Annotated in this window: 21 protein-coding genes; 5 read left to right on the top strand and 16 right to left on the bottom strand. The window is 38.0% G+C overall.

Features of this window, described 5'->3' with window-relative positions:
- Positions 1 to 6: 6 nt before the first annotated feature.
- Positions 7 to 999 carry an SDR family oxidoreductase gene (locus I4Q58_RS12720; RefSeq protein ID WP_203296275.1) on the bottom strand — a complete coding sequence of 331 codons (993 nt, stop codon included), beginning with the start codon at positions 997 to 999 and terminating at the stop codon, positions 7 to 9.
- Between the two features lie 281 nt (positions 1,000 to 1,280).
- The gene (locus I4Q58_RS12715; protein WP_203296274.1) at positions 1,281 to 1,709 is read right to left on the bottom strand and encodes an FKBP-type peptidyl-prolyl cis-trans isomerase; all 429 of its coding nucleotides are present in this window, start codon (positions 1,707 to 1,709) and stop codon (positions 1,281 to 1,283) included.
- Positions 1,710 to 1,847: 138 nt separating this feature from the next.
- Between I4Q58_RS12715 and I4Q58_RS12710 the strand changes: the two genes are divergently transcribed.
- On the top strand, positions 1,848 to 3,005 hold the full coding sequence (locus I4Q58_RS12710; protein WP_203296273.1) for an adenylate/guanylate cyclase domain-containing protein: 1,158 nt from the start codon (positions 1,848 to 1,850) through the stop codon (positions 3,003 to 3,005).
- Between the two features lie 259 nt (positions 3,006 to 3,264).
- Here I4Q58_RS12710 and I4Q58_RS12705 read toward each other — a convergent pair whose 3' ends face one another.
- The 10 genes from I4Q58_RS12705 to I4Q58_RS12660 form a co-directional block, all read right to left on the bottom strand.
- Entirely contained in the window at positions 3,265 to 3,531 is a 267-nt protein-coding gene (locus I4Q58_RS12705) for a hypothetical protein (protein ID WP_203296272.1), read from the bottom strand.
- 724 nt (positions 3,532 to 4,255) lie between these two features.
- The gene (locus I4Q58_RS12700; RefSeq protein ID WP_203296271.1) at positions 4,256 to 5,095 is read right to left on the bottom strand and encodes a universal stress protein; all 840 of its coding nucleotides are present in this window, start codon (positions 5,093 to 5,095) and stop codon (positions 4,256 to 4,258) included.
- Positions 5,096 to 5,106: 11 nt separating this feature from the next.
- On the bottom strand, positions 5,107 to 5,496 hold the full coding sequence (locus tag I4Q58_RS12695) for a hypothetical protein (RefSeq protein ID WP_203296270.1): 390 nt from the start codon (positions 5,494 to 5,496) through the stop codon (positions 5,107 to 5,109).
- A 9-nt stretch (positions 5,497 to 5,505) separates the two neighbouring features.
- Positions 5,506 to 5,949 carry a hypothetical protein gene (locus I4Q58_RS12690; protein ID WP_236002928.1) on the bottom strand — a complete coding sequence of 148 codons (444 nt, stop codon included), beginning with the start codon at positions 5,947 to 5,949 and terminating at the stop codon, positions 5,506 to 5,508.
- Positions 5,933 to 6,352: a GreA/GreB family elongation factor gene (locus tag I4Q58_RS12685; protein WP_203296269.1), complete on the bottom strand. Its 420-nt coding sequence runs from the start codon at positions 6,350 to 6,352 to the stop codon at positions 5,933 to 5,935. Before I4Q58_RS12685 ends, I4Q58_RS12690 begins: the two co-directional genes overlap by 17 nt.
- A gap of 26 nt (positions 6,353 to 6,378) precedes the next feature.
- Entirely contained in the window at positions 6,379 to 7,683 is a 1,305-nt protein-coding gene (locus I4Q58_RS12680; RefSeq protein WP_203296268.1) for a Glu/Leu/Phe/Val family dehydrogenase, read from the bottom strand.
- A gap of 544 nt (positions 7,684 to 8,227) precedes the next feature.
- A complete protein-coding gene (locus I4Q58_RS12675) occupies positions 8,228 to 9,556 on the bottom strand; it encodes a sigma-54-dependent transcriptional regulator (RefSeq protein WP_203296267.1) in 1,329 nt (442 codons plus the stop codon).
- 15 nt (positions 9,557 to 9,571) lie between these two features.
- On the bottom strand, positions 9,572 to 10,651 hold the full coding sequence (locus I4Q58_RS12670; RefSeq protein WP_203296266.1) for a sensor histidine kinase: 1,080 nt from the start codon (positions 10,649 to 10,651) through the stop codon (positions 9,572 to 9,574).
- Between the two features lie 235 nt (positions 10,652 to 10,886).
- Entirely contained in the window at positions 10,887 to 11,525 is a 639-nt protein-coding gene (locus tag I4Q58_RS12665) for a DUF2490 domain-containing protein (protein ID WP_203296265.1), read from the bottom strand.
- A 106-nt stretch (positions 11,526 to 11,631) separates the two neighbouring features.
- The gene (locus tag I4Q58_RS12660) at positions 11,632 to 12,066 is read right to left on the bottom strand and encodes a PepSY-like domain-containing protein (RefSeq protein WP_203296264.1); all 435 of its coding nucleotides are present in this window, start codon (positions 12,064 to 12,066) and stop codon (positions 11,632 to 11,634) included.
- A 175-nt stretch (positions 12,067 to 12,241) separates the two neighbouring features.
- On the opposite strand from I4Q58_RS12660, the gene I4Q58_RS12655 reads away from it, so the two are divergent.
- The 4 genes from I4Q58_RS12655 (at position 12,242) to I4Q58_RS12640 (ending at position 15,854) form a co-directional block, all read left to right on the top strand.
- Complete coding sequence (locus I4Q58_RS12655; protein WP_203296263.1) at positions 12,242 to 12,913, top strand: response regulator transcription factor; 672 nt, start codon at positions 12,242 to 12,244, stop codon at positions 12,911 to 12,913.
- Entirely contained in the window at positions 12,913 to 14,193 is a 1,281-nt protein-coding gene (locus tag I4Q58_RS12650; RefSeq protein WP_236002927.1) for a sensor histidine kinase, read from the top strand. The genes I4Q58_RS12655 and I4Q58_RS12650 overlap by 1 nt, the downstream gene beginning before the upstream one ends.
- Before the next feature lie 105 nt (positions 14,194 to 14,298).
- Complete coding sequence (locus tag I4Q58_RS12645; RefSeq protein WP_203296262.1) at positions 14,299 to 15,159, top strand: SdiA-regulated domain-containing protein; 861 nt, start codon at positions 14,299 to 14,301, stop codon at positions 15,157 to 15,159.
- Positions 15,159 to 15,854, top strand: coding sequence for a TVP38/TMEM64 family protein (locus I4Q58_RS12640; protein ID WP_203296261.1), 696 nt, complete (start codon positions 15,159 to 15,161; stop codon positions 15,852 to 15,854). Before I4Q58_RS12645 ends, I4Q58_RS12640 begins: the two co-directional genes overlap by 1 nt.
- Positions 15,855 to 15,938: 84 nt before the next feature.
- Here I4Q58_RS12640 and I4Q58_RS12635 read toward each other — a convergent pair whose 3' ends face one another.
- The 4 genes from I4Q58_RS12635 to I4Q58_RS12620 all read right to left on the bottom strand — a co-directional run bounded on the left by I4Q58_RS12635 (position 15,939) and on the right by I4Q58_RS12620 (position 21,639).
- The gene (locus I4Q58_RS12635; protein ID WP_203296260.1) at positions 15,939 to 16,220 is read right to left on the bottom strand and encodes a helix-turn-helix transcriptional regulator; all 282 of its coding nucleotides are present in this window, start codon (positions 16,218 to 16,220) and stop codon (positions 15,939 to 15,941) included.
- A gap of 326 nt (positions 16,221 to 16,546) precedes the next feature.
- Positions 16,547 to 17,713, bottom strand: a complete 1,167-nt coding sequence (locus I4Q58_RS12630; protein ID WP_203296259.1) for a site-specific integrase — start codon at positions 17,711 to 17,713, stop codon at positions 16,547 to 16,549.
- Positions 17,714 to 17,881: 168 nt separating this feature from the next.
- Complete coding sequence (gene mnmE, locus I4Q58_RS12625) at positions 17,882 to 19,333, bottom strand: tRNA uridine-5-carboxymethylaminomethyl(34) synthesis GTPase MnmE (RefSeq protein ID WP_203296258.1); 1,452 nt, start codon at positions 19,331 to 19,333, stop codon at positions 17,882 to 17,884.
- 56 nt (positions 19,334 to 19,389) lie between these two features.
- A complete protein-coding gene (locus I4Q58_RS12620) occupies positions 19,390 to 21,639 on the bottom strand; it encodes a TonB-dependent receptor (protein WP_236002926.1) in 2,250 nt (749 codons plus the stop codon).
- Between the last annotated feature and the right edge of the window lie 36 nt (positions 21,640 to 21,675).

Below are 21,675 nucleotides of genomic sequence, written 5' to 3'. Positions count from 1 at the left end.
TTTCTGTTATTGATTTAAGTGTTCCCAATACCAACTTACCGCCTCCTTTAGTCCTTCCGAAAACGTATGCGATGGAGTATACCCTAAAAGTTTCGAAGCTTTTTCTATCGAGGCCAAGGAATGAGGGACGTCTCCCTTTCGTTTGGGACCATATTTAATTTCTATGGTAGCGATTTCAGGATCGTAAGCACTAAGATAGGTGCGTAATTCTTTAGCCATACCTGTTATGGTGGTCCTATCGCCAACCGCTGTATTATAAACTTCATTTAAGGCATCTGAATTATCTGTTAATAGTGCCCGAACATTCATTTGAATTACATTGTCAATATATGTGAAATCCCTTGAGAACGTTCCATCACCATTAATGGTTGGACTTTCATACCTCATAAATTGGATGACAAACTTAGGGATTACCGCAGCATAGGCTCCCTTCGGGTCTTGCCTTCTTCCAAAGACATTGAAATATCGCAATCCAATGGTATTCAAACCATAATTTTGATAAAAAATTTCGGCATAGAGTTCATTCACATATTTAGTTATGGCATACGGCGAAAGTGGTTTCCCAATCTTTTCCTCCACCTTTGGCAACACCTTCGAATCGCCATACGTCGAAGAACTAGCAGCATATACAAAACGCTTTACCCCTTGGTCACGAGCCGCTACAAGCATATTCAAAAAGCCACTAACATTCACTTCATTGCTGGTAATAGGATCGTTCAAGGAACGCGGTACCGAACCCAAGGCAGCTTGATGCAAAACATAATCTTGATTTTCGCAGGCTTGCTGACATGTATTCAAGTCGCGGATATCACCTTCAACCAACTCGAAATTGGGGTGTTCCAAGAACGATTTGATATTTCGCTTATGACCTGTGGCAAAGTTATCCAGACAGCGAACCTTACTACCATTCTCCAAAAGATATTCGCATAGGTTGCTGCCGATAAATCCGGCTCCGCCAGTGATTAAAACGCTAGTATTTTCTAATTTTTTAAGATTCATGTTAGGAGCAAATCTGTCGAGGCGTAAAAATAGCAACTATAACTTAATTGATACGGGATTGATACCGATTAATTCTCACGGTTATTTTGAAACAGAAATCCTAGTGGTATCCAGAGAATGAAGAAAAAATACCAACCCGTAACAAGTCCGATAATTGTCACAAGAGCAGCCAGAACCGCTATAACAATTCCAGATTTACTAAAATATGGCTGTTTCATTGCCTTGAGAATAAAAAGACCCGGGAAATCTCCCAGGTCTCAATATAGTGATGTAGAAAAAATTTACTTGATTTCTACCAATTCTAAATCGAAGGTCAAATCTTTTCCTGCCAATGGGTGATTTGCATCTACAATGATATGGTCGTCATTCACTTCCGCAACACGCAATTGGCGCTCAGATCCGTCAGGATTTTTGGCCATAAGGCCCATGCCCACTTCCGGCTTAATTTCCTCAGGAAGGTTGTCGTTTGGCACTTTGTGAAACAATTCCTTGTTCACGTCGCCATACGCCTCTTCTTTAGGAATATTGATTGTTTTCTTTTCACTTTCTTCCATTCCAACGATTCCCTTTTCGAAACCTGGGATCAACATTCCTTGGCCCAAGGTAACTTCAATAGGGTCGCGTTGTACCGAACTGTCAAATACCTGTCCGTCTTCAAGCTTTCCTGTGTAATGTACACGTACTGTGTCTTTTGCTGTTGCTTTACTCATAAAATTAAAATAATTGATTTTCAATCTTTTATCGAAGGGGCAAAGGTACAGGTTCTCTTTCGGAATGAAGAAGAATAACCCATTAATTTAGAAAGGATTAACAGTTGTAAATCAAATAGTTAAATTGAATTTGTTGAGATGAAGACATTATTAGTTTTTGTGAAACCATACGGACGCACTATTTTAGCTAGAACTACTCGTTTCATGCCACTACGATTACTGTTGCGAAATATACGGCAAATCCTTCCCTTCGGATTTATTTGGTTGGTGTTGGGATGGGTTTTTTTATTGGTAGAATACGCTGCTGCTGATGGCCCTGAAGCGTATCGTGATACGGCTATCTCACTAACGCCTGAAGTATTCATCTTTGCAAGTATAGCCGTTTTTGTCGTGGGATTGTTAATCGGGTTTGTAGAGATCCGTTTTCTGCAAAAAGCCTTCGCTAACCAATCATTTCTCCAGAAAGTATTTTTTAAGCTAATAGTCTATAGCTTATTGCTGTTTATTATCATCACGATTACGTTTCCCATCGCCGCCAGCCTCGAAATGTCATTATCCGTCTTGCAAGCTGACGTCTGGAATCGATACTTGGCGTATTTATACAGTACTACATTTCTAAGTACAGGCCTGCAAATGGCGGTATCCCTACTGCTCACTATCTTCTACGCTGAAATTCGAGATTATGTGGGACAAGGCGTGCTACGAAATTTTTTTATGGGGAAGTACCATCATCCGATAGAAGAAACCCGAATCTTTATGTTTCTCGATATGAAGTCGTCTACCGCAATAGCTGAAAGACTGGGCCATAGGCACTATTTCAAATTACTCAGGCAGTTTTATATCGATCTTTCTAAAGCCGCCAAACCTTTCGACCCGACCGTCTATCAATATGTAGGGGATGAAATGGTGCTTACTTGGGTCTACAGGAATAAAAGAACCGTTCAAATTGCAACCGATTGCTATTTTGAAATGAAAGAGGCTTTGCATAACAACCTCTTGTGGTATGACAAGCATTTTGGAGAAAAGCCTTGCTTTAAGGCTGGAATCCATATGGGAAGGGTAACAACTGGCGAAATCGGTGTGTTGAAAAAGGAATTATTGTTTACAGGCGATGTGTTAAATGTTACGTCTAGAATTCAAGCGCTGTGTAATTCATTTGAAGTTTCCATCCTAGTTTCCAAGACTATTGCCGAAGAAATGATAAAAGCTGAAAATTTTAAATTTTTGTCTAAAGGCGAAGTAAAATTGAAAGGCAAGGAAGAAAAGGTGGAGCTATTTACGGTGAAGAGAGCGTAAAAACTACTTTCCGATGCAATATCTAACTTTCCTTTATTTACAGTGGTTTCAAAAGTGTGAGGTGTAAATGAGGTACAAAAAGAAAGATTGTTGATAAAATTAACGCAATCTCAACTAAAATTAATGCCAGACAGAAAGTTTTAATAAAGATAGTTTATTATCATACAATTTTCCTGCAAGTTAAACTCCTAAAATACTTCCATCAGAAGACTATATAGAAATGGTTTTGACTACCATAAATTCATATTAATTTAATCTTTTAGCCTCCTAATTTGAATCCAAATAGCCCTATTTCATGTTTGATACAGTACTTGTTATCTTTTTGTCCAAGATAGAGTGCTTTTTTGACAGCAAAAATAACAACATTCATTTTTGGACGGCGGCATAAACCGTTGCGCTTCGCTTCACTTTTTATACGCCTTACCAAACCTGAATATTGTACTGACCCAAGCATCAAAAAAGGCAACAGCGATGGCTCTATGGGAAGTAAATCGATAATGATAACGATAAAGTTATCGCAATCCATCTAGTTATTAGATGCAGTTCCATCCTAGTAGAATATCAAAAAAGGAAAACGCTCTGGATATAATAAGTAAATCGTTTCGAAATTGATGGGATGGTTTTTCTTTTTTGTTTGAGAATCGATAAAATGTAATTTGTATAGGTATTGATTTTTTAACTTACCCTTTTTAAAACGTTTTAAACTACTTCAAGTCACTTTGTTCGAAATTTTCACACGTGAGTGTGAAATTTGAATAGCAAGAGGGTAACACGCTGCGCGATGTTACACATTCCATTTCTATGTTAAATGACTGGTTTTTAGACGTATAAAACTCAATCGAATTTCTAAATATTTTGCGGTTTGCGTCAAATGGCCTCGTAATGCGTGAAAACATGGTTGGATTTACGTTAAATTCTCAAAAAGACGGAAGAAAATAGATTCATTCATCACCATCCGGTTCAATCGGAAAACTGCTAAACGGTTTCAGTAATTTGGTAGGATGCACTTCAAGACGCACACCGAGGCAATGAAAGCCATCCTCGATTTCTTGTAGGGGCTACTCGATGACTCGTCGTCATCATTTTAACGTCTAGAAAATCCTTCGCTTTCCGCGACAATTCGTTTGATGGTTTCATCTATGGTTTTCAAAAAATAGGTGCCGGCACTAACCAACTTAGGATAGCAATGGTGAAAAAGCCAATTAGCGCGGCAACTATATAGAAAGTTCTGTTACTCATTTCTTTCATATTTACCTGTGTAGAGCCATTACGGGGGTGCTGTGCAACGGACCTATATTAATCAGTTGAGAGTGTGAAATACCCCATTTTCTCCAAAAGTTTGGCTTGCGGTCCATAAGGCATACGATATAATCTGAATGGTAGTGGGCAAAATCCTTTAGTGCTGGAGCATTTTCAATATATACTACCTTGATTGGATTCTCGGAAAGCATCTCCAGCTGAAAACGGACTTTATCTTGATTTACTTTTTGGAGTTCACTAAGTTCGTTCTTGCTCGAAAAAGATACTATTTTTATACTCCCTTTTGTTATTCTAACTAAGTCATACCAGTTCTCGAGTTCGGCTTTAGGTAGGTCAACTTCAAAATTTGAAACCAAAACGAACTTTGGTTTCTTTTCGAAATTTACGGCAGCGGGGATAATGATTACAGGGCATTCTCGTATGGTTTCGATGATTCTTTTTGTGTTTCGCCCGTATCGGTTGCGATCTGATTGTTCTTCGCTTCCCGAAAGCACCACCAAATCAATACCCAACTCTTTCACAATACTCTTTATAGCAATTACTAGATCGGAACATTTCGAAATGGCATTGAATCTATGTTTGTCATTTCTGTTATTGCATATGAACTTGTCAATAACTTGGCCTAGCTTATTTTCGGACTCCCGTTTCGGTTTCTCAAAATATTCGTCATCTGCGTGCAACAGGTCAATAGCGTTCAACCCATTTATATCGTAATAATAGGTGTTAAGAAAATAGAATTCACATGGCTCTTTCTTGAAGAAATGTACAATGTTGTCCACGGCTTCATAGCTGTTGTTTTTAACGTTAACAGGAATCAGTACTTTTTTCATTTGAAAGGGTTTTATTTACGTTCGTATTTAGATAATTGGTGATATATTTTCTTTTTAATGGTTGTAAATTCATTCATTAGTTCGTTGAATACTGTTCGTTTCTTTTCGTGTTCCTTTGCCCGTTGTACGTTATACTCTTTTTTACCATATTCATATTCGGTATTTAGCTCTTTTTCATAATTGCACAATACACCCATTACAAGCGTGTTTTTTCTTCGTATCCCTACAAGGAATGAATTTGTTGCGGAATCTTTAATGAGTTGCTTTTCAATAATTTTTAAAGAATCAATCTCTTCGTTTATCTGAGCGAGCACGTCTATCCATCCACTCAGTTCAATAAGATCCTTTTTAATGCAAAGCCTTCGTTGTGCATCAATTCTATATGGTAGTGCGACTTCCAAAAGAATTGTTTATTGCGAAATGTGCAACAAGTTGCCTTGGACTTTACTGAAAAACTCGTCCTTAAGTCTTCTATACTTATCTAAATGATACAGATAGCTTCTCCTATACGATTCGTGCTCCGTGATATAAGCCATATCGCATTGGGTATCTTCGCACTCTATAATGTGTGCCCTAGAGTTCATATACTTTTGTAATGCACTAAGCATTGTATCATTTTCAACATCTTTTTTCTGAAACTGTTGGAGCATAGTTTTCACTTCTACCCGTTGGTTCAGCTCTTTCCCACATAGGCCAATTAAATTTTTCAATTCCTTTTTGACGTATTGAAGGTGGTTAATCCAGTTATCCAGTTCGATGGTGTTGATTTTATGTGTCACATCCACATCTGAATCGTGTTCAAAAATTTCTTTTTTTAAAGCTTCCATTTTTAGGTTTTTATATAGGGACTTCAATCTTTTTCTTCGAATTATCTTGGATTACAGCCACAATTTTGATTCTTTGTTTTCCGGAAGGAAAATCCCATTCTATGGTATCCCCTTCAGAATAACCGAATAGTGCTGCGCCCATTGGTGTGAGAATAGAGATCTTATCTTGTTTGGCATCTTTGTCTGCTGGGGCGACCAATTGAATCGCTTGTTCCCAGCCACTCTCTGAATAGACCACGATTTTGCTATTAAAGCGGATGACGTCTATGGGCAATTCATCCTCGTTCACGATTTGCGCAGTCTTCAACTCTTCACCCAAGCGTTGCAGCGATTTCTGTGTCTCGAAATCCTCAGCATATCCCGAGATATTGAGTATTCGTTTTAAATACACATACTCTTTTTTTTCCAGTATTAAACTTCCGTATTTCATATCTTCAATTTTTTGACGTTCATAAATCAAGGGAAAATCCCGCGTTGTATGTAGGCTTTTTCTATTCTCTTGATTGCAAGGCAATATGCGGCTGTTCTAAGGTCCATTCCTTCTTTTTGAGAATATTCATAAACCTTGTTGAATGACTCACGCAATTTTTTGTCGAGTTTTGCCATTACTTCGTCCAGTTGCCAGAGCTCACCATTACGGTTCTGCAACCATTCAAAATAACTGCCAACAACACCTCCTGAGTTGCAAAGAATGTCAGGAATAATAGTGATGCCTTTTTCTAACAAAACTTTTTCTCCGTCTACATTGGTTGGACCATTGGCACCTTCGGCAATTAGACGGGCTTTGATTTTAGGGGCATTTTCTTTTGTTATTTGGTTTCCGAGCGCTGCTGGAATACAGATATCACACTCTGTGGTAAAGAACTTTTCATTGTCAAGGTCAAAAGCTTCAGGAAATCCTGAGATGCTTCCATTATTTGCTTTTGAATAATTGAAGAGATCTTCGACTTTAATGCCATTTGTACTTCTAATACTACCAAAGGCATCTTGTACGGCTACCAATTTTGCTCCTTCTTTTTCAAGGAAATGCGACGCCCAGTAGCCTACGTTCCCAAATCCTTGAACGATAAACTTTTTACCCATTAAGGTTTCATTATTTTTTTCTGCCCAGAATTTGATATTTAGGAATACTCCATATCCTGTGGCACGATCTCTTCCTTCGAGTCCTCCGCTTCCATCAGGCTTGCCAGTTACCACGTGTTGATTTGCAGTGCGCTCTGCCGGTGGCCTTGTACTCATATACGTATCGGCTATCCAAGCCATTGTTTGGCTATTTGTATTTACGTCTGGAGCTGGTATATCGTGCTCTGGGCCAATATTGTCAGCTAAGGCAAAGGTGAAGCGGCGGGTGATGCGCTCCAATTCATTTTCAGAATATTTAGAAGGATCCAATTGGATTCCACCTTTTCCACCACCATAAGGCAATCCTGCTAAAGAGGTTTTCCACGTCATCCACATTGCCAGCGCTCTAGCTGCATCAATATCAACCGTTGGATGGTAACGAAGTCCGCCTTTATAAGGTCCCAGTGCATTGTTGTGTTGCACACGGTAGCCCGTAAAGATTTCAACCTCCCCATTATCCATTTTTACTGGAAAATTCACGATTATCTCATTGTTAGTTATACTCAATATCTTTCTGATATTGGGGTGAAGTTCAATGTGATCTGCAGCACTATGAAATTGCTGCATCACGTTATCCATCATACCTTTTACAGGAACTTTCTTTTTTTTATTATTCAATTCTGCTGTTATTGTTGTCATAATTGTTATCTAAATTGACTGATATTTTATTACTTGAAAAGTCGATTTGCAATGCTTCTTTCGTGATATTTTGTCACGATATAGCTTGGCATCCTTTTCTGTTTTCTAATCGTTTTAGCTGTAATTGCAGCTATTAATGCGTTAAAAATCATTTTCATTTTATTGAAGAATTAGACTAATGCCATCTCAGGCTCTTTTTTGCTTTCCTGAATGGGTGTAGGTTTAATATTGATTGAAGAATCTTCTTTACGTTCTTCGTATTCGCTACAAGACCAGACTGTATGTTTCTGGTTTGTAAGCACACAAGTTGTACTAAACAAACAACTTGGGCATAGATTAAATGGATTTGGATTCATTGCGCTTTACAAAATTTTTATTTGTTCTGTGTAAAGCAATCAAGATGCCAGTGGGTGTGCCAAAAAATGACATAATCTAAATAACCCTTATCCAATAAGGGTTTAGGGAGTTTTCGTTCTGTAAAAGGATAAAATTGAAACGGGGCAAAATTACCCGACTGGGAATAAAAGTATCACTGCGTTAGCATTCAGTTGGAGAGTTTTTGCCGAATAGTTTTTCTATCTATTCCCAAAATTTCAGCAGCTTTTGTTTTATTGTTGTCCACAGCCCGTAATACCTTTCTTATATGGCGTATTTCAACTTCCTGTAAGGAAAGTAGCGCTTCTTTAGGAAATGTTATGGTATGTTTGAGTGTTTCAGGTAAATGGTCAACTTCAACAATCCTGTCGCACATAATCACGGCGCGTTGAATGATATTTTCCAACTCCCTGATATTACCTGGCCAATCGTATCGTTGTAAGATATCGGCGGCATCTTGGGTTATTTTGATGAACCTATCTTTATATTCTACCCCATATTTAAAAAGAAATTTTTCTGTAAGTAATGGAATATCTTCTTTACGTTCGCGCAAGGGAGCAACGTTAATTTCAACCACAGTTAAGCGATAATATAGATCTTCCCTGAAAGTATCCTTCTTAATCATCTCCTTAAGGTTGCTGTTGGTGGCTGCAATTACCCGGACGTCAATTTTTTCAGCTTTTTGTGCTCCCAATTTCACTACCTCTTTTTCTTGTAGAACACGCAATAATCTTGATTGAACACCCTTTGAGGCGTTGCCAATTTCATCTAAAAAAATAGTTCCCCCATTAGCCGCCTGAAAGAAGCCATTTCTGTCTTTTTCCGCACCTGTAAATGCTCCCTTGGTATATCCAAATAGTTCGGCTTCCAACAAATTTTCAGGAATACCTCCACAATTTACTGCAATAAAGGGAGCGCGAGAAAATCTTCCTTGATAGTGTATGGCGCGCGCCACAAGTTCTTTGCCCGTACCGCTTTCACCTCTAATAAATATAGTGGCCTTATTATCCTTTACACGTTCAATAATTTGGATAACGTCCTTTAACTTATCAGAAACTCCAATAATGTCTCCGTAACTTTTTTCTTTTTCTTGTTTACCTAATTCCTTAGTTTCTGTATTTGAATCGGTATTTTTTAAGGAGGTGTCGATTGCTGTTTTTAGTTCAACTTTCGTGAATGGTTTTGTCAAATAACCTACCACGCCTGCTTTTATTGCGGCCAATGAGTCTTGAACCGAAGGATATCCTGTGATGACCAGTTTTGGGAGGTGCGGATAATGTTCTGAAACAAATTTTATAAGTTCTGTTCCGTCAATCTCCGGCATTTTTAAATCGGTAATCAACAGGTGTATTTTGGTATCACGAAGTATTTGTACCGCTTCTTTTACTGATATAGCCTTATAGGTATGGTAGTTCCAAGATTGTAGATGGCGTTGTAACAATTCTAAAATATGAATATCATCATCGACAATTAATATGTTCTCATTTTTAAGTTGCATAACATTGTAAAAGTATCAAGTTTTAGGGAGTTTTACCATAAATGTAGCACCATTGCCTGTTTTATTTTTAGCCGTAATAACTCCTTTATGGCTAGCTACTATTCCGTGTACAACGCTTAATCCTAGACCGGAACCATCACCCGTTGGTTTTGTGGTAAAGAAGGGTTGAAACACTTTTTCAAGGGCTTCTTCTGAAAGTCCTGGACCTTCATCGCTTACCGTAAACATACCGTTTTTATCGGACTGTGATGCTGTAATGGTTACCGTACTGTTTTCGGGTGAAAAATAAATGGCGTTAATGATTAAGTTGAATATAATCTGAGTGAGCTGGATGGGATCTGCTTTCAATTGTATCAAATTATCTTCCGCAATAACCTCATATTTTACATTCGCTTTTTTAAAGGATGCATCGAGCAACGTTAAGGAACTTTGGATACTTTCTACCAAGTTCACTACTTTTCTTTCTTGTGGCATCTCACACGCAAAGAACATCAGTTTTTTGACTACTTCCCTTGAGAATATAGCATTGTCGATAATTTTATCCAGATCCTCATTGGCTAGCTGGTCGGTTCTCAGGTTATCTTTTACCAACTCAGCAAAACCTAGTATATTGGCTAGCGGTGTGTTGAGCTCGTGGGCAATACCAGCAGTGATTTCTCCTAATATTGAAAGTCGATCCGCTTGTTCCATCTGACGCCTCAATGAAGTTTCATTTCGTTGTATCTCTATACGCTCCAGCAAATTGCCTATCTTCAAGGCCACACTGTCCAATAACTGTTTCTCCTCCTTTAAAAAAGTACATTTCTCGTTTTTTAAGGAAACCGTTATCGCGCCTTCAGCTTTATTGAAAACATTTATTTCTGATGCGATAGTAAGTGATTTGTTAATAGTTCCAGTCTTAAAACTACGAATAGGGGTCTTTATGGAAACCTCGGTTTGCTCTGGAAACTGAAACCCTTTTTTCAAGCTTTTGGAAATAGCCTTTAACGTTTCCTGCATTTGTCCTACATTGGTGTTTACGATAATAGAGGATATCTCATAGAGACAGGTAAGTTCTTTGATCCGTTCTCTTAGTATGTCCTCAGTAGTATCCATTTCTTATATTTTTTTGCAAATCTCAATAAACTTTTGATAAATGTTCTTGAAATAAACATACAATAAATGTGGGCTAATCGAGAAATGTTGTATTTCTGTTTTACAAATTTACTATAATCACAAATTAATGATTATGCAAAATTGACTCGCAAGAACGCTGATGATTAGAATATTAAACTGTATTTTCGCATTAGAAATCCCAATTACTAAGCAGTCTCTAGCTTTGGCCTTTTAATTATATCTTTTTATTGATCCCCACTACCACAAACAACTCATGCCCAAAATCTTGAGTATAATTTGCAATTCTGTATTCTGCTCCTGTTTCTATTTCAATTCCTTCATAAAAATTAAAACCGTAAAGAACTGCCAATCGCTGTTCAAATTCTGGTTTTTGGGTATGGGCAATTTCAAAAAGACTTTCGGTCTCGGTTTTTAAAAAAGATTTGTTTTTTGATGTAAATGGAAACTCAAGCCCCAATTCGTACCTTAACCTATGTTTTACGGTTGAGGCGTAAAAACGCTGCTCTGTTCGCAATCGATTTTCAATTTTTATATTTAAGTCCTCGTTTTTCCACTCATATTCTTGCATCAGGCGTAATTCGTTTTCTTCTGTTGAATCAAAACTCTCTTCGAACCGATATTGTATTCCTAATCCTATTGCGTTATTACCAAAACTGAAATTTGAAAAATGTGAAACGTCGATCTGTTTTACAATGTAATTCAAGGTTTGCTTATCATATAGATAATTTCTGTTCTCGACCCCGAAACTATGCGAATATCGAGATGTGATTGTATATTCTAATTCAAGCTCAGGTTCAAAATAAGATGTGAAATTTTGTCCATTTGCTAGATTGCAGAAGAAAAGTAGTAGCATAATTAAAAATAGTTTCATCTAAGACATATGGCTTTTAAGAGAAAAAGGGCTGGAACAATTCCAACCCTTAACTCCATCAATTCAATATAATTACAATAAATTACCCCTATTCTTCGCTCAAAACGTTTCCATTTTCGGCAAGAATTACCTTTTTGTCCTTGGCAAACCATTTGTCCAGTTCAACCTCATAAGTTTTCTTTCCATTTTCTTCGGTGACTTCCACTTCATCAATTTTGTACTTACCATATTTGGATTTGATAGTAGAAGCAACTGCCGATGGTAATTCGTTTTCAGTTGTTTCCATTTCGCTTTTCACGATATTTCCATCTTTTGAATACCAGATTTCATTGTCCATATTTTCGAGGTCAAACTCTACCTGATAGTTCATCCCATCCATTTCCCATTCCACATCCGTGGCATTGGGATAGGTTTTCTGAAAATTATCCATTATAGATTGGGGAATTTGATTTGTCATTACATCCTGTGCGCTCACGGTGGCTGTTGCAAACAGCGCTAGCACGGCTATTTTTAAATTTTTCATATTATTTAAACTTTTAATTTGATGTAAAGAAACGGTCTGATTCTGTAAAGAATTTGGAATAAGATATTAGGCTCTTGGTGTACTGTATCCGAAGCGCAAAAGTGTGTCCTTAATTGACTTTAAGATTCCCAATTCTTTATAGAATTCCACTATATTATAGCTGAAATCTTAGCGTATGAAAATATTGATTATTGAAGATGAACCCCAAATGCTGGAAAATATGCAGGAGAGTTTAGAACGTGAAGAATATACCGTTACCGCTGTGTCTGATTATAGAACGGCAAGTGAACGGATAGGGGTGTATGACTATGATTGTGTGTTGCTTGACATTGGCCTTCCAGATGGTAATGGCTTAGAACTTCTTAAAGAATTAAAAAAATTGGGCAAGAGTGAAGGTGTTATCATTGTATCGGCAAAAGATTCACTGGACGACCGATTGGAAGGATTATATTTAGGAGCAGACGACTATCTCTCAAAACCTTTTCATATGGCAGAATTGCACGCGAGGGTAAAGGCTGTATTGCGGAGAAGATATTTTGAGGGCAATACGCGGGTTGAAATAGGAAATGTTTCTATTGATCCAGAAAGCCGAAGTGTGAAAATTGCAGACGCAGAAATTAACTTGAACCGAAAGGAGTATGCTATTCTAATGTACTTGATAACCAACAAAACCAGACTGGTTACAAAAACGGCTTTGGCAGAGCACGTTTGGGGTGATCATATAGACCAAGCCGATAGTTTCGACTTTATCTATTCGCAAATCAAAAACTTACGGAAGAAGCTCAAAAAGGCCACTATAAATATTGAAGCAGTATATGGAGTGGGTTATAAACTGGATATTTTATAATGAAACTTCTCAATTACACGTCGCGCTATCTTGCAATACTATTGTTGCCGCTTATTACCGTATGGGCAGTACTATTCTATTATGCAATGTTGGATGAAATATATGACAGTCTTGACGATGGGCTTGAGAACCAAAAGCTGTTGATGGTTGAGCGTGCTGCTATTGACCCCAGTATTCTATTGCAAGATGATCCTGAGTTTAAAAAACACGTATACAATTTTACAAGAATTGACAAAGAAACCTATCGTAACTTCAAAGAGAGCTATCGCGATACATTAATGTTTATGCTCAATGAGGAGGACTACGAACCAGTGCGCATTTATGAGAGTGCCGTTACCTTTGGCAACGATTACTACAAATTGAAGATCATTACCTCGATGGTCGAAGAAGATGATTTGGTTCAGGATTTGGCGATTTATATTATAGCATTGTATTTAGTGCTCGTCGCCAGTATATTATTATTGAATAATTTCTTGTTACGAAGAATTTGGAAACCATTTTATAGCCTTATTGCCCAACTTCGTAGTTTCAAAATTGAAAAAAACACATCTATTGAAACCGCTCCAACGAATATTGAAGAATTCAGAATATTAAATAATACGGTAGATAAATTGATTCGTAAATCTACCGATAGCTATGTTGCACAAAAGCAATTCATCGAAAATGCATCACACGAATTGCAAACACCCCTTGGCATAAGCATCAATAAGCTGGAATTGTTTTTGGAAAACAATACACTTACCGAAAATCAATTGGCTGATATTGCAACGGTACTCGAAAACCTGGGTAGGTTGACGCGATTGAATAAATCACTCCTATTGCTTTCCAAAATTGAAAACCATCAATTCAATGATGAAGAAAAAGTTGATTTTAATTCTTTGACAAAAACTATAGTTTCAGATTTTGAAGATCTGGCCGAGCATAAAAAGATGAAGTTTACCATCAGTTCAAGCGGTTCATTAATCTATAAAATGAATGAGGATTTGGCCATAATATTACTTACAAATTTGATTAAAAACGCCCTAGTTCACGGTAAGAGAAAACATTCGGTACAGATAAAAATCACTAAAAATAAATGGCAGATAAGTAACCTTGGTAAAATGAAAGTCATTGATGAAGACACACTCTTTACGCGATTTAGAGTTTCTGGTAATAGAAATAAATCAACGGGGCTGGGTCTGGCCATTGCCAAAGCTGTTGCTAATAAATACGGTATTGATATCCACTATTCTTTTGAGGGATTGCACATATTTTCACTTCGGTTTGCTGATGTAAAATAATCTCCGAGCAGATTTTATCACGCTGCTGATGATTCTCGATTTCCCAATTGTTTACAGAATTGCTAAGCATCTTTACAGAAAGTTCAATTTTAGCAATAAAGAATAATGGACATCAATAAAAAAATCATAGCATTTTCTTTTGGAACGTTAGCGTTTCTAGTTATAGCAATAACATTTGCATTCACTGTACACACTTTCAAGAAAAAACAACCATCGTCCAAAGATTACACTATAAAGGAAACGTGGGAACTTCCTGCAGTTTTAGATGAAATTAGCGGAATAGCTTGGCTTTCAGAAGGAACAATAGCTAGCATTCAAGATGAAGATGGGATTATTTTCATCTATGATTTAAATAAGAAAAAAATTATTGAAGAAATTGAATTTGCAGGTCCGGGAGATTATGAAGGGATAGCTATTCATAATCAAGATGCGTATGTGCTGCGCAGTGATGGCACCATTTATATCATCTCAAATTTCAGAAATGAAAACAAAAAAGTAGAAACCTTTACAACCAAATTTACCGCTAAGAACAATATGGAAACCTTAACGCTTGATGCCAAAAAGGATAAATTAATCATTGCACCAAAGGATAGAGATAGCAGTGATGATTTTAAGGGGTTATACGAGATTGAGCTGATTAGTCACCGAATGAATGCTGAACCAAGCGTACGCATTATGATGGAAGATGAAGCTTTTAAGGATTACAAAAAGAAAAAAATATATAAAACTTTTAATCCCTCAGACGCAGCCGTGCATCCTAATACTGGCGAATATTATGTACTGGAAGGCAAGAACCCAAAACTGGTCATTCTCGATAGCGATGGTACTATCAAAAAAGTGCACAAATTGGATGAAGACACTTTTGCCCAACCTGAAGGTATTACATTTAGTTCGGATGCAACTCTTTACATATCAAATGAGGTGGGTGATAACGATGCTAATATAATGCAGGTAACGTTTAATTAATGGAGTACATTAAGAAAAAACAACACAAAAAAAGTAAGTTGCCGTTTTATTTCTCGATTGGATTGATAGTTGGTATGGTTGCATGTTATTTTTTTGTGCCCAGTGTACAGCAATTCCTTGATGAGGCGTGGCAGGTATTGACCAGCGACGATGAAGAGCATATCAAATCTTGGGTAGATGGCTTTGGGTGGTACGGTCCGCTGGTGCTCATCCTGGCAATGATTGCTCAAATGTTTTTACTTGTCATTCCTACCATTCTTTTAATGGTAGTATCCGTTCTCGCGTATGGCCCTCTTTGGGGTAGCGTTATTATTCTTATAGCGGTTTTTGCTGCATCAAGTGTAGGCTATTTTATTGGGCGCTATTTTGGGCAAACTGTTGTAATGAAATTATTAGGGCAAAAAACGGAAAATAAGATAGAACAGTTTATAGAAAATTATGGATTCTGGGCAGTCATTGTTACAAGGCTTAATCCTTTTTTATCAAACGATGCCATAAGTTTTGTAGGGGGAATGCTCAAAATGGGATACTGGCGTTTTATAGGTGCGACAATGGTGGGCATTTTACCGCTTACCATTTTTATAGCCGTACTCGGAAAAAGCACCGAACAATTAAAAACTGGATTGTTTTGGGGTTCCTTAGTGAGTTTGATTGGTTTTTTGGGATATGTTTGGCGGGATAAGCAAAGAGGTTGAATGGAGTAATATATGGCTTTTGAATAATCATTGAACTAATAGAACCATTAAAACTTTAATTGAAAAATTTCAATGTGTTGTATATTATCCTTTCCTCAGGACATAACTCAGGGCTTCATCTTTAATTTCTGATTTAGATTTTCGGTTGTTTTGAATTAACCATTCATTAAGCCGATTGATATCAAAAAAAATAAGTTTGCCATTTGGTTTGCTGTGTGGTACAATTCCAGCAGAAGTCAATTTGTACAGATAGCTTCGTGAAATTCCGGTATAGGTACTAGCCTCATCAAAAGTAAGCACCTGTTTCGTGCCTAACAACAAACTCTCAATCCTATCGAGCTTTTCATGAATTTCGGTAATATCCATAACAATTAGTTTAAAGTTTTAAACCCTATAAAGCGTAAAGTTTCTTTTATTAGTATTCCGAAACTAAAGGTATAAATAAGAAAAAGGCAAAAGGCGGAAAAGTAGTGTTAATTATGCACAAATATCATGTTATCAGATACTTATATACAAATGAACATAAGTATGTTCAGTTTTAATTAACCACATAATATTGATAAATAAATATTGAGCTTTAAAGTCAAAAATTATTCAATAAAAAACTCAAAATCAATAGTTATTAACAATCAAACGATTAAAATTATATCGAAGATCTTTTATCTCGAATTAAGGACATCGTAGTTTAAATTTTAAACGGTCGTTTTCAAAATATCTAACTCCAATTTTGGGACTAAGTTTGCGGCTTCTTTCATTTTCTTGTCAATTATTTTAGCATAAATTTCAGTAGTCCTTATTTCCTTATGTCCAAGACGTTTTGAGACCGTATAGATGTCTGCCCCATTTTCGAGTAGCAAAACTGCATTGGTATGGCGTGCGGAGTGAAATGTAATATGTTTGGTAATGCCGGCAAACATACACCAACGGAGCAATTGAAGGTTCATATAGGCACTATAACGAAGTCCTTTGAACACACGTTGCTTAGCATCTTTTCTTTCCCCCAAAAGCTCCCTGGCCTGTTCGGAGATATACAAATATTCGACCCCTTCGGTTTTCTTTTGTTGGAAAACAATCCTGAAAATAGGATTTCCCGAGTCATCTTTACCTTCATCACGTACCTCGGACCATTTTAATTTGTTGACATCTGACCACCGGATTCCAGTCAATGCCGAAAAGAGAAAGGCACGTTTTAATAAGGGGATCTTACAGGGGGTTTGCGATAATCTTTGGAGTTCACCATAAGTGAGATATTCTCTCGTCGATTCTCCCATAGAAAACCCTTTGACTTTTTTAATAAGGTTTTCTTTCAGATACCCTTCATCAAAAGCGGCATTCAAGCAGGCCTTGAATTTATTGAAATAGGTATGTTTGGTATTTTGTGAGAGGTTTTTTTTGCTCTTGGTAACTGCAACTGTATCAAGGTGTTTTCTATATCCTTTAATGAATTCCACATCAACATCATTGAAAGTGATATGAGCGGGACAATACCGTTCCAAATGCTTTTGAGCTGCATCCCAATTATCGTAATTCCCTTTCGTCTGGTAACGCTCTTCTTTCTTTTGTTCATAAAAGGATAAGAGAGTGGTTTTGCCCTTATGGTTGTTTTGAATTTTAAACTTACCCTGATAGACTTCAGCTTGACGAATAGCTAAGATTTGTTTCGCCAACTCTAGTTGTTCTTTATTTTTCTTCTTTTCAACTGCCGTGTTTGGGTCTGTGATCAAATAAAGGTTTAAATATTCGAATTCCCGAAGGTGTTTTGTTTTTCCTTCTGAAGTGGTTTTATGGCCTTTATAATATTCAATATAAATGCTAGTCTTTCCACTTTTAAGTTTCTTTTTTCTCAGATGTACTTTCATTGATAACATTTTTACACCTCGGGTGTAAAAAATGAAATTGAGGTGTAAATTAGGTGTAATAAAAGTACGAAAATAGGCATATTAACAGAAATCAAGGATTTAAAAGTTGTTAACAATTATTTGATTTACAGATATTTACATTCAAATGATATCAAATAAAATCGCTGTCTATTTGCCGATACAAAAATTCGCAAAGATATTTCCTAACAGCTCATCGTTGGAAATCTCTCCCGTAATCTCTCCGAAGTGATATAACGCCTGACGGATATCGATGGCCAACAAATCACCACTTAAACCAGAATCCAAGCCTTGCTGTACTTTCTGGATTTCCGACAGGGCTTTCAATAAAGCATCATAATGACGGGTGTTGGTCACAATCGTCTCATCATTACGAAGTGCACCGGTATTCACAAAATCGAGTAGCTTGGTGGTGAGTTGTTCCACGCCCGTTCCCGTTTTTGCGGATAGCGTAAAGAGACTAGGGATTTGGGATTTCAGATTTGTAATATGGGTATCAGAGAGTTTGTCCACTTTATTGGCAACTACCATCAATGGTTTCTGTGGATATTTATTCTTAAGCTTTTCTATTTCAATGGAAATACGGGTAAGCTGCTCCCCTTGAGGGGAGCTCCCGCCTTTGGCGGGTGAGGGGTGTTCCTGAATTCTTAATTCTGAATTCTGAATGTGAGAGGCATCGAACAAATACACCACCACCTGCGCCTGACCAATTTTCTCGAAGGTCTTCTTAATGCCCATGCCTTCAATCGTGTCCTGGGTTTCACGAATGCCCGCCGTATCGATAAAACGGAAACCAACGCCACCCAAGGTAATCTCGTCTTCAATCGTATCTCGTGTCGTTCCCGCGATATCGCTTACAATGGCACGCTCTTCATTCAGCAAGGCATTCAACAACGTACTTTTCCCAACATTCGGCTCCCCAACAATGGCAACAGGAATACCGTTTTTCAACACATTCCCTGTAGCAAAACTATCGATCAATCGCTTCAGCACCTGTGCGATACGCTTCAGCAACCGATCGAATTCATCACGATTGGCAAACTCAACATCCTCTTCGGCAAAATCGAGCTCCAGTTCAATCAAACTGGCAAAGTTCAATAGCTCTTGTCGCAAATGCTGAATTTCTGAAGAAAATCCACCGCGCATCTGCTGTATAGCCAACTGGTGACTGGCAGCGCTTTCGGAAGCAATGAGGTCGGCTACCGCTTCGGCCTGACTTAAGTCCATTTTTCCATTTAGAAACGCGCGCAAGGTAAATTCGCCAGCTTCTGCCATACGAGCACCTTTCCGAAGGCATAGTTGAATAATTTCCTGTTGAATGAAAGGCGAACCGTGACATGAAAATTCCACCACATCTTCACCTGTATAACTATTCGGATTCTTAAACACCGACGCCAATACTTCATCCAAGGTTTTGTCGCCATCCTTGATATGCCCTAAATGAATGGTATGCGTTTTTTGATTCTTCAACACCTTTCCCGACACCGACTGAAACAATTCCGAAGCTATGGAAAGCGCTTCGTTACCTGAAAGGCGAATAATGGCAATAGCTCCAGCTCCTGATGGTGTGGCTAGGGCAACTATGGTATCGTTATGAATCATACGGCAAAAATACGAATATTGTAATCGATTTTAGGATTGAAGTGTTAAGTGAGGCACTAAAACATATAGGTGACTCCCAATCCGCCATAATAATTGATGGGTGGAGCAGGGTAGAAGTAGCGGGGCTTATTTCCGCCAAATGCCGAAGCATTGATCAATATTGAAGAAGCATAGGTCGCATCCGCGACATTATTGATACCTGCTGAAAGGGATAGCTTGATGTTTTCCAAAAGCGTCGTGTCGTATCCCGCTTTTAGATTTAGTACGGTATACGAATCGCTATATAGGTTGTTGGTATCGGTAATGGGCTGACTACCTACGTGAAGTACATTTCCCAAAACATACATTCCTAAGGTATGTTTCAGGGTAAGGCCACCTGAAATTTTTTTATCGGGCACACCAGTCAGTTCATTTCCCGAAAAGTCTTGGTCGCCATCTATAAAATCGACAAATTTATGGAAATTGAAGTCGGCATTCGCATAGGTTGAAAGCGTAAAGTTTTGAAAGATTTCAGAAGAATAGTTTACTCCTACTTCGATACCGCGATTATGGGTTTTTCCCGCATTCCGGCCTACAAACTGGTCATTTCCGACACGTTCGGCGACTAACAAATCGGTAATGGAAAGTAAATAGGCGGCTGCCTTCACTTGTAATCTGTTACTGAGAAAATCAGCTTCCGTTCCCACTTCATAGTTCCAGCCAATTTCAGGTCCGATTTCTGGGTTCACAATCCCTTCCGGAGTTAAGGTTTCAGCAACACTTGGGTAATTAAACCCGCGACTGATATTTCCGTAGAACGACCAATTTTGAGTTGCATCGTACAAGAGATTTAGGTTAGGAGCGAGGATAGTTTCAAAATCTCGATCGGCACTAGTATTGGCTTCACCGATATTGAACGAATCGGTAAGGTCGTAATTGGTATTGTTGACGTTCAATCCGATTTCCGTTTTGAATTTTTCTGAAATAGGAATAATCGTTGTGGCGAAAAAATTCAATTGATGACGTTTCTCGTCATTATTGCTTAGAAGATCGCCTTGTAGACTACCATTTTCATTATTTTCTTCATATAAATTTTGAAAGGTGCGACCGTTATAATCGCCTTCGTACCATTCTCCTCCAAAACTCACCGTAGCATTTCGATCGGCAAGCGAATAGGAAGCCGCAAAAATTGAGCGCAGCCCATAACTATGGGTGAACTCTTCCAAAATATCAAAGGGTCTGGGTTCATAATGGTCTAAATAGGTATAAAAAACGCTGGTCGTATTGCTGAAGGTTTCGGAAATAGTGCTTTCCAAGCTAATCCCGGTCAAGGTTTCCCGATTGTCCTCGAACCCTTGTGCTTGACCCCAAGTGAAGGCTGCTTGCGTAGCATCTTCATTAAAATCGGTTTCGCTTAAGGAACTGGCAATCTCTGAGATATTGTTGGTATGCCGAATCAGAATTCCGAGTGAAAGCCTTTCATTTAAATCATAATTTGCCGAAATTAAATAGTTATTCCGATTGTTGAAGCTATTCTCGCGAAACCCGTTGAGTTCAAGATGGTCGTAATTCGCAAACAGGGTTAGTTCGTCATCTTTCACAATTGCAGAGGAACTGTTTTTCAGCAACCCAAACGAGCCAATCGTAAACGTATTCGATACCTCCGCTCCATCGTTCAAAGGGGTTTTGGTTGAAAGCAGTAAGGTGCCGCCCAAATTGGTGCCGTATTGCGTGGCTTTTGGTCCTTTTACCACCTCTACGGCAGCTAGGGCATCGATGTTGAAGCTATTGATCTCGGTACTGCCCGTTCCATTTGTAATCGGTATGCCATTGAAGTAGGCACGAATCTTATTGGTACCATATAGCGTTCGTGACCCAACGCCGCGAATCGTAATTCGGTTGGTGTTTTGGGCGCCATTTTGAATATAAACGCCTTCGGTTTGATTCAAGGCATCGATAGCGTCAACTGGGTCGAATTCTTCTAATTTTTCTTCAGTAAGGGTTTTGGTGGGAATAAGCACACCACTTTTTTTATTGAAAGTTGATGCGAGAAGTACTGTGGAAAGTTCATTGTCCTTTGGAATTCGTTTTAGTTGAAAAGTACTGTTATTTTCCGTTAGGGAAACTTCAAGGAAAAAATAGTTTGGATGTGAAAACGTAACACGAATAGGCAGGCTAATTGATGCTGGTAGCAGAAAAATACCGCTTTTATCAGTAGTAGCGATTTCTTCATCATCTACAGTTATGGAAACCTTCGCAATAGGGTTGAAGTCGGAATCGACTACCGTACCTGTCGTCTGAGAATTCATGTAAAAAAATACAGTCATAAAAATGACTGTATGTATGGTTCGTAATATGTTTCG

This window comes from Luteirhabdus pelagi (genome assembly GCF_016827595.1).
Classification (GTDB): domain Bacteria; phylum Bacteroidota; class Bacteroidia; order Flavobacteriales; family Flavobacteriaceae; genus Luteirhabdus; species Luteirhabdus pelagi.
The sequence above is the reverse complement of the archived record's forward strand: the minus strand, read 5'-3'. Positions and strand labels throughout refer to the sequence as shown.

Coding starts and splice junctions, on each gene's coding strand:
- I4Q58_RS12720 (WP_203296275.1), bottom strand. CDS start 999: ATGAATCTTAAAAAATTAGAAAATACTAGCGTTTTAATCACTGGCGGA.
- I4Q58_RS12715 (WP_203296274.1), bottom strand. CDS start 1,709: ATGAGTAAAGCAACAGCAAAAGACACAGTACGTGTACATTACACAGGA.
- I4Q58_RS12710 (WP_203296273.1), top strand. CDS start 1,848: ATGAAGACATTATTAGTTTTTGTGAAACCATACGGACGCACTATTTTA.
- I4Q58_RS12705 (WP_203296272.1), bottom strand. CDS start 3,531: ATGGATTGCGATAACTTTATCGTTATCATTATCGATTTACTTCCCATA.
- I4Q58_RS12700 (WP_203296271.1), bottom strand. CDS start 5,095: ATGAAAAAAGTACTGATTCCTGTTAACGTTAAAAACAACAGCTATGAA.
- I4Q58_RS12685 (WP_203296269.1), bottom strand. CDS start 6,352: ATGAAATACGGAAGTTTAATACTGGAAAAAAAAGAGTATGTGTATTTA.
- I4Q58_RS12680 (WP_203296268.1), bottom strand. CDS start 7,683: ATGACAACAATAACAGCAGAATTGAATAATAAAAAAAAGAAAGTTCCT.
- I4Q58_RS12675 (WP_203296267.1), bottom strand. CDS start 9,556: ATGCAACTTAAAAATGAGAACATATTAATTGTCGATGATGATATTCAT.
- I4Q58_RS12670 (WP_203296266.1), bottom strand. CDS start 10,651: ATGGATACTACTGAGGACATACTAAGAGAACGGATCAAAGAACTTACC.
- I4Q58_RS12665 (WP_203296265.1), bottom strand. CDS start 11,525: ATGCTACTACTTTTCTTCTGCAATCTAGCAAATGGACAAAATTTCACA.
- I4Q58_RS12660 (WP_203296264.1), bottom strand. CDS start 12,066: ATGAAAAATTTAAAAATAGCCGTGCTAGCGCTGTTTGCAACAGCCACC.
- I4Q58_RS12655 (WP_203296263.1), top strand. CDS start 12,242: ATGAAAATATTGATTATTGAAGATGAACCCCAAATGCTGGAAAATATG.
- I4Q58_RS12650 (WP_236002927.1), top strand. CDS start 12,913: ATGAAACTTCTCAATTACACGTCGCGCTATCTTGCAATACTATTGTTG.
- I4Q58_RS12645 (WP_203296262.1), top strand. CDS start 14,299: ATGGACATCAATAAAAAAATCATAGCATTTTCTTTTGGAACGTTAGCG.
- I4Q58_RS12640 (WP_203296261.1), top strand. CDS start 15,159: ATGGAGTACATTAAGAAAAAACAACACAAAAAAAGTAAGTTGCCGTTT.
- I4Q58_RS12635 (WP_203296260.1), bottom strand. CDS start 16,220: ATGGATATTACCGAAATTCATGAAAAGCTCGATAGGATTGAGAGTTTG.
- I4Q58_RS12630 (WP_203296259.1), bottom strand. CDS start 17,713: ATGAAAGTACATCTGAGAAAAAAGAAACTTAAAAGTGGAAAGACTAGC.
- mnmE (WP_203296258.1), bottom strand. CDS start 19,333: ATGATTCATAACGATACCATAGTTGCCCTAGCCACACCATCAGGAGCT.
- I4Q58_RS12620 (WP_236002926.1), bottom strand. CDS start 21,639: ATGACTGTATTTTTTTACATGAATTCTCAGACGACAGGTACGGTAGTC.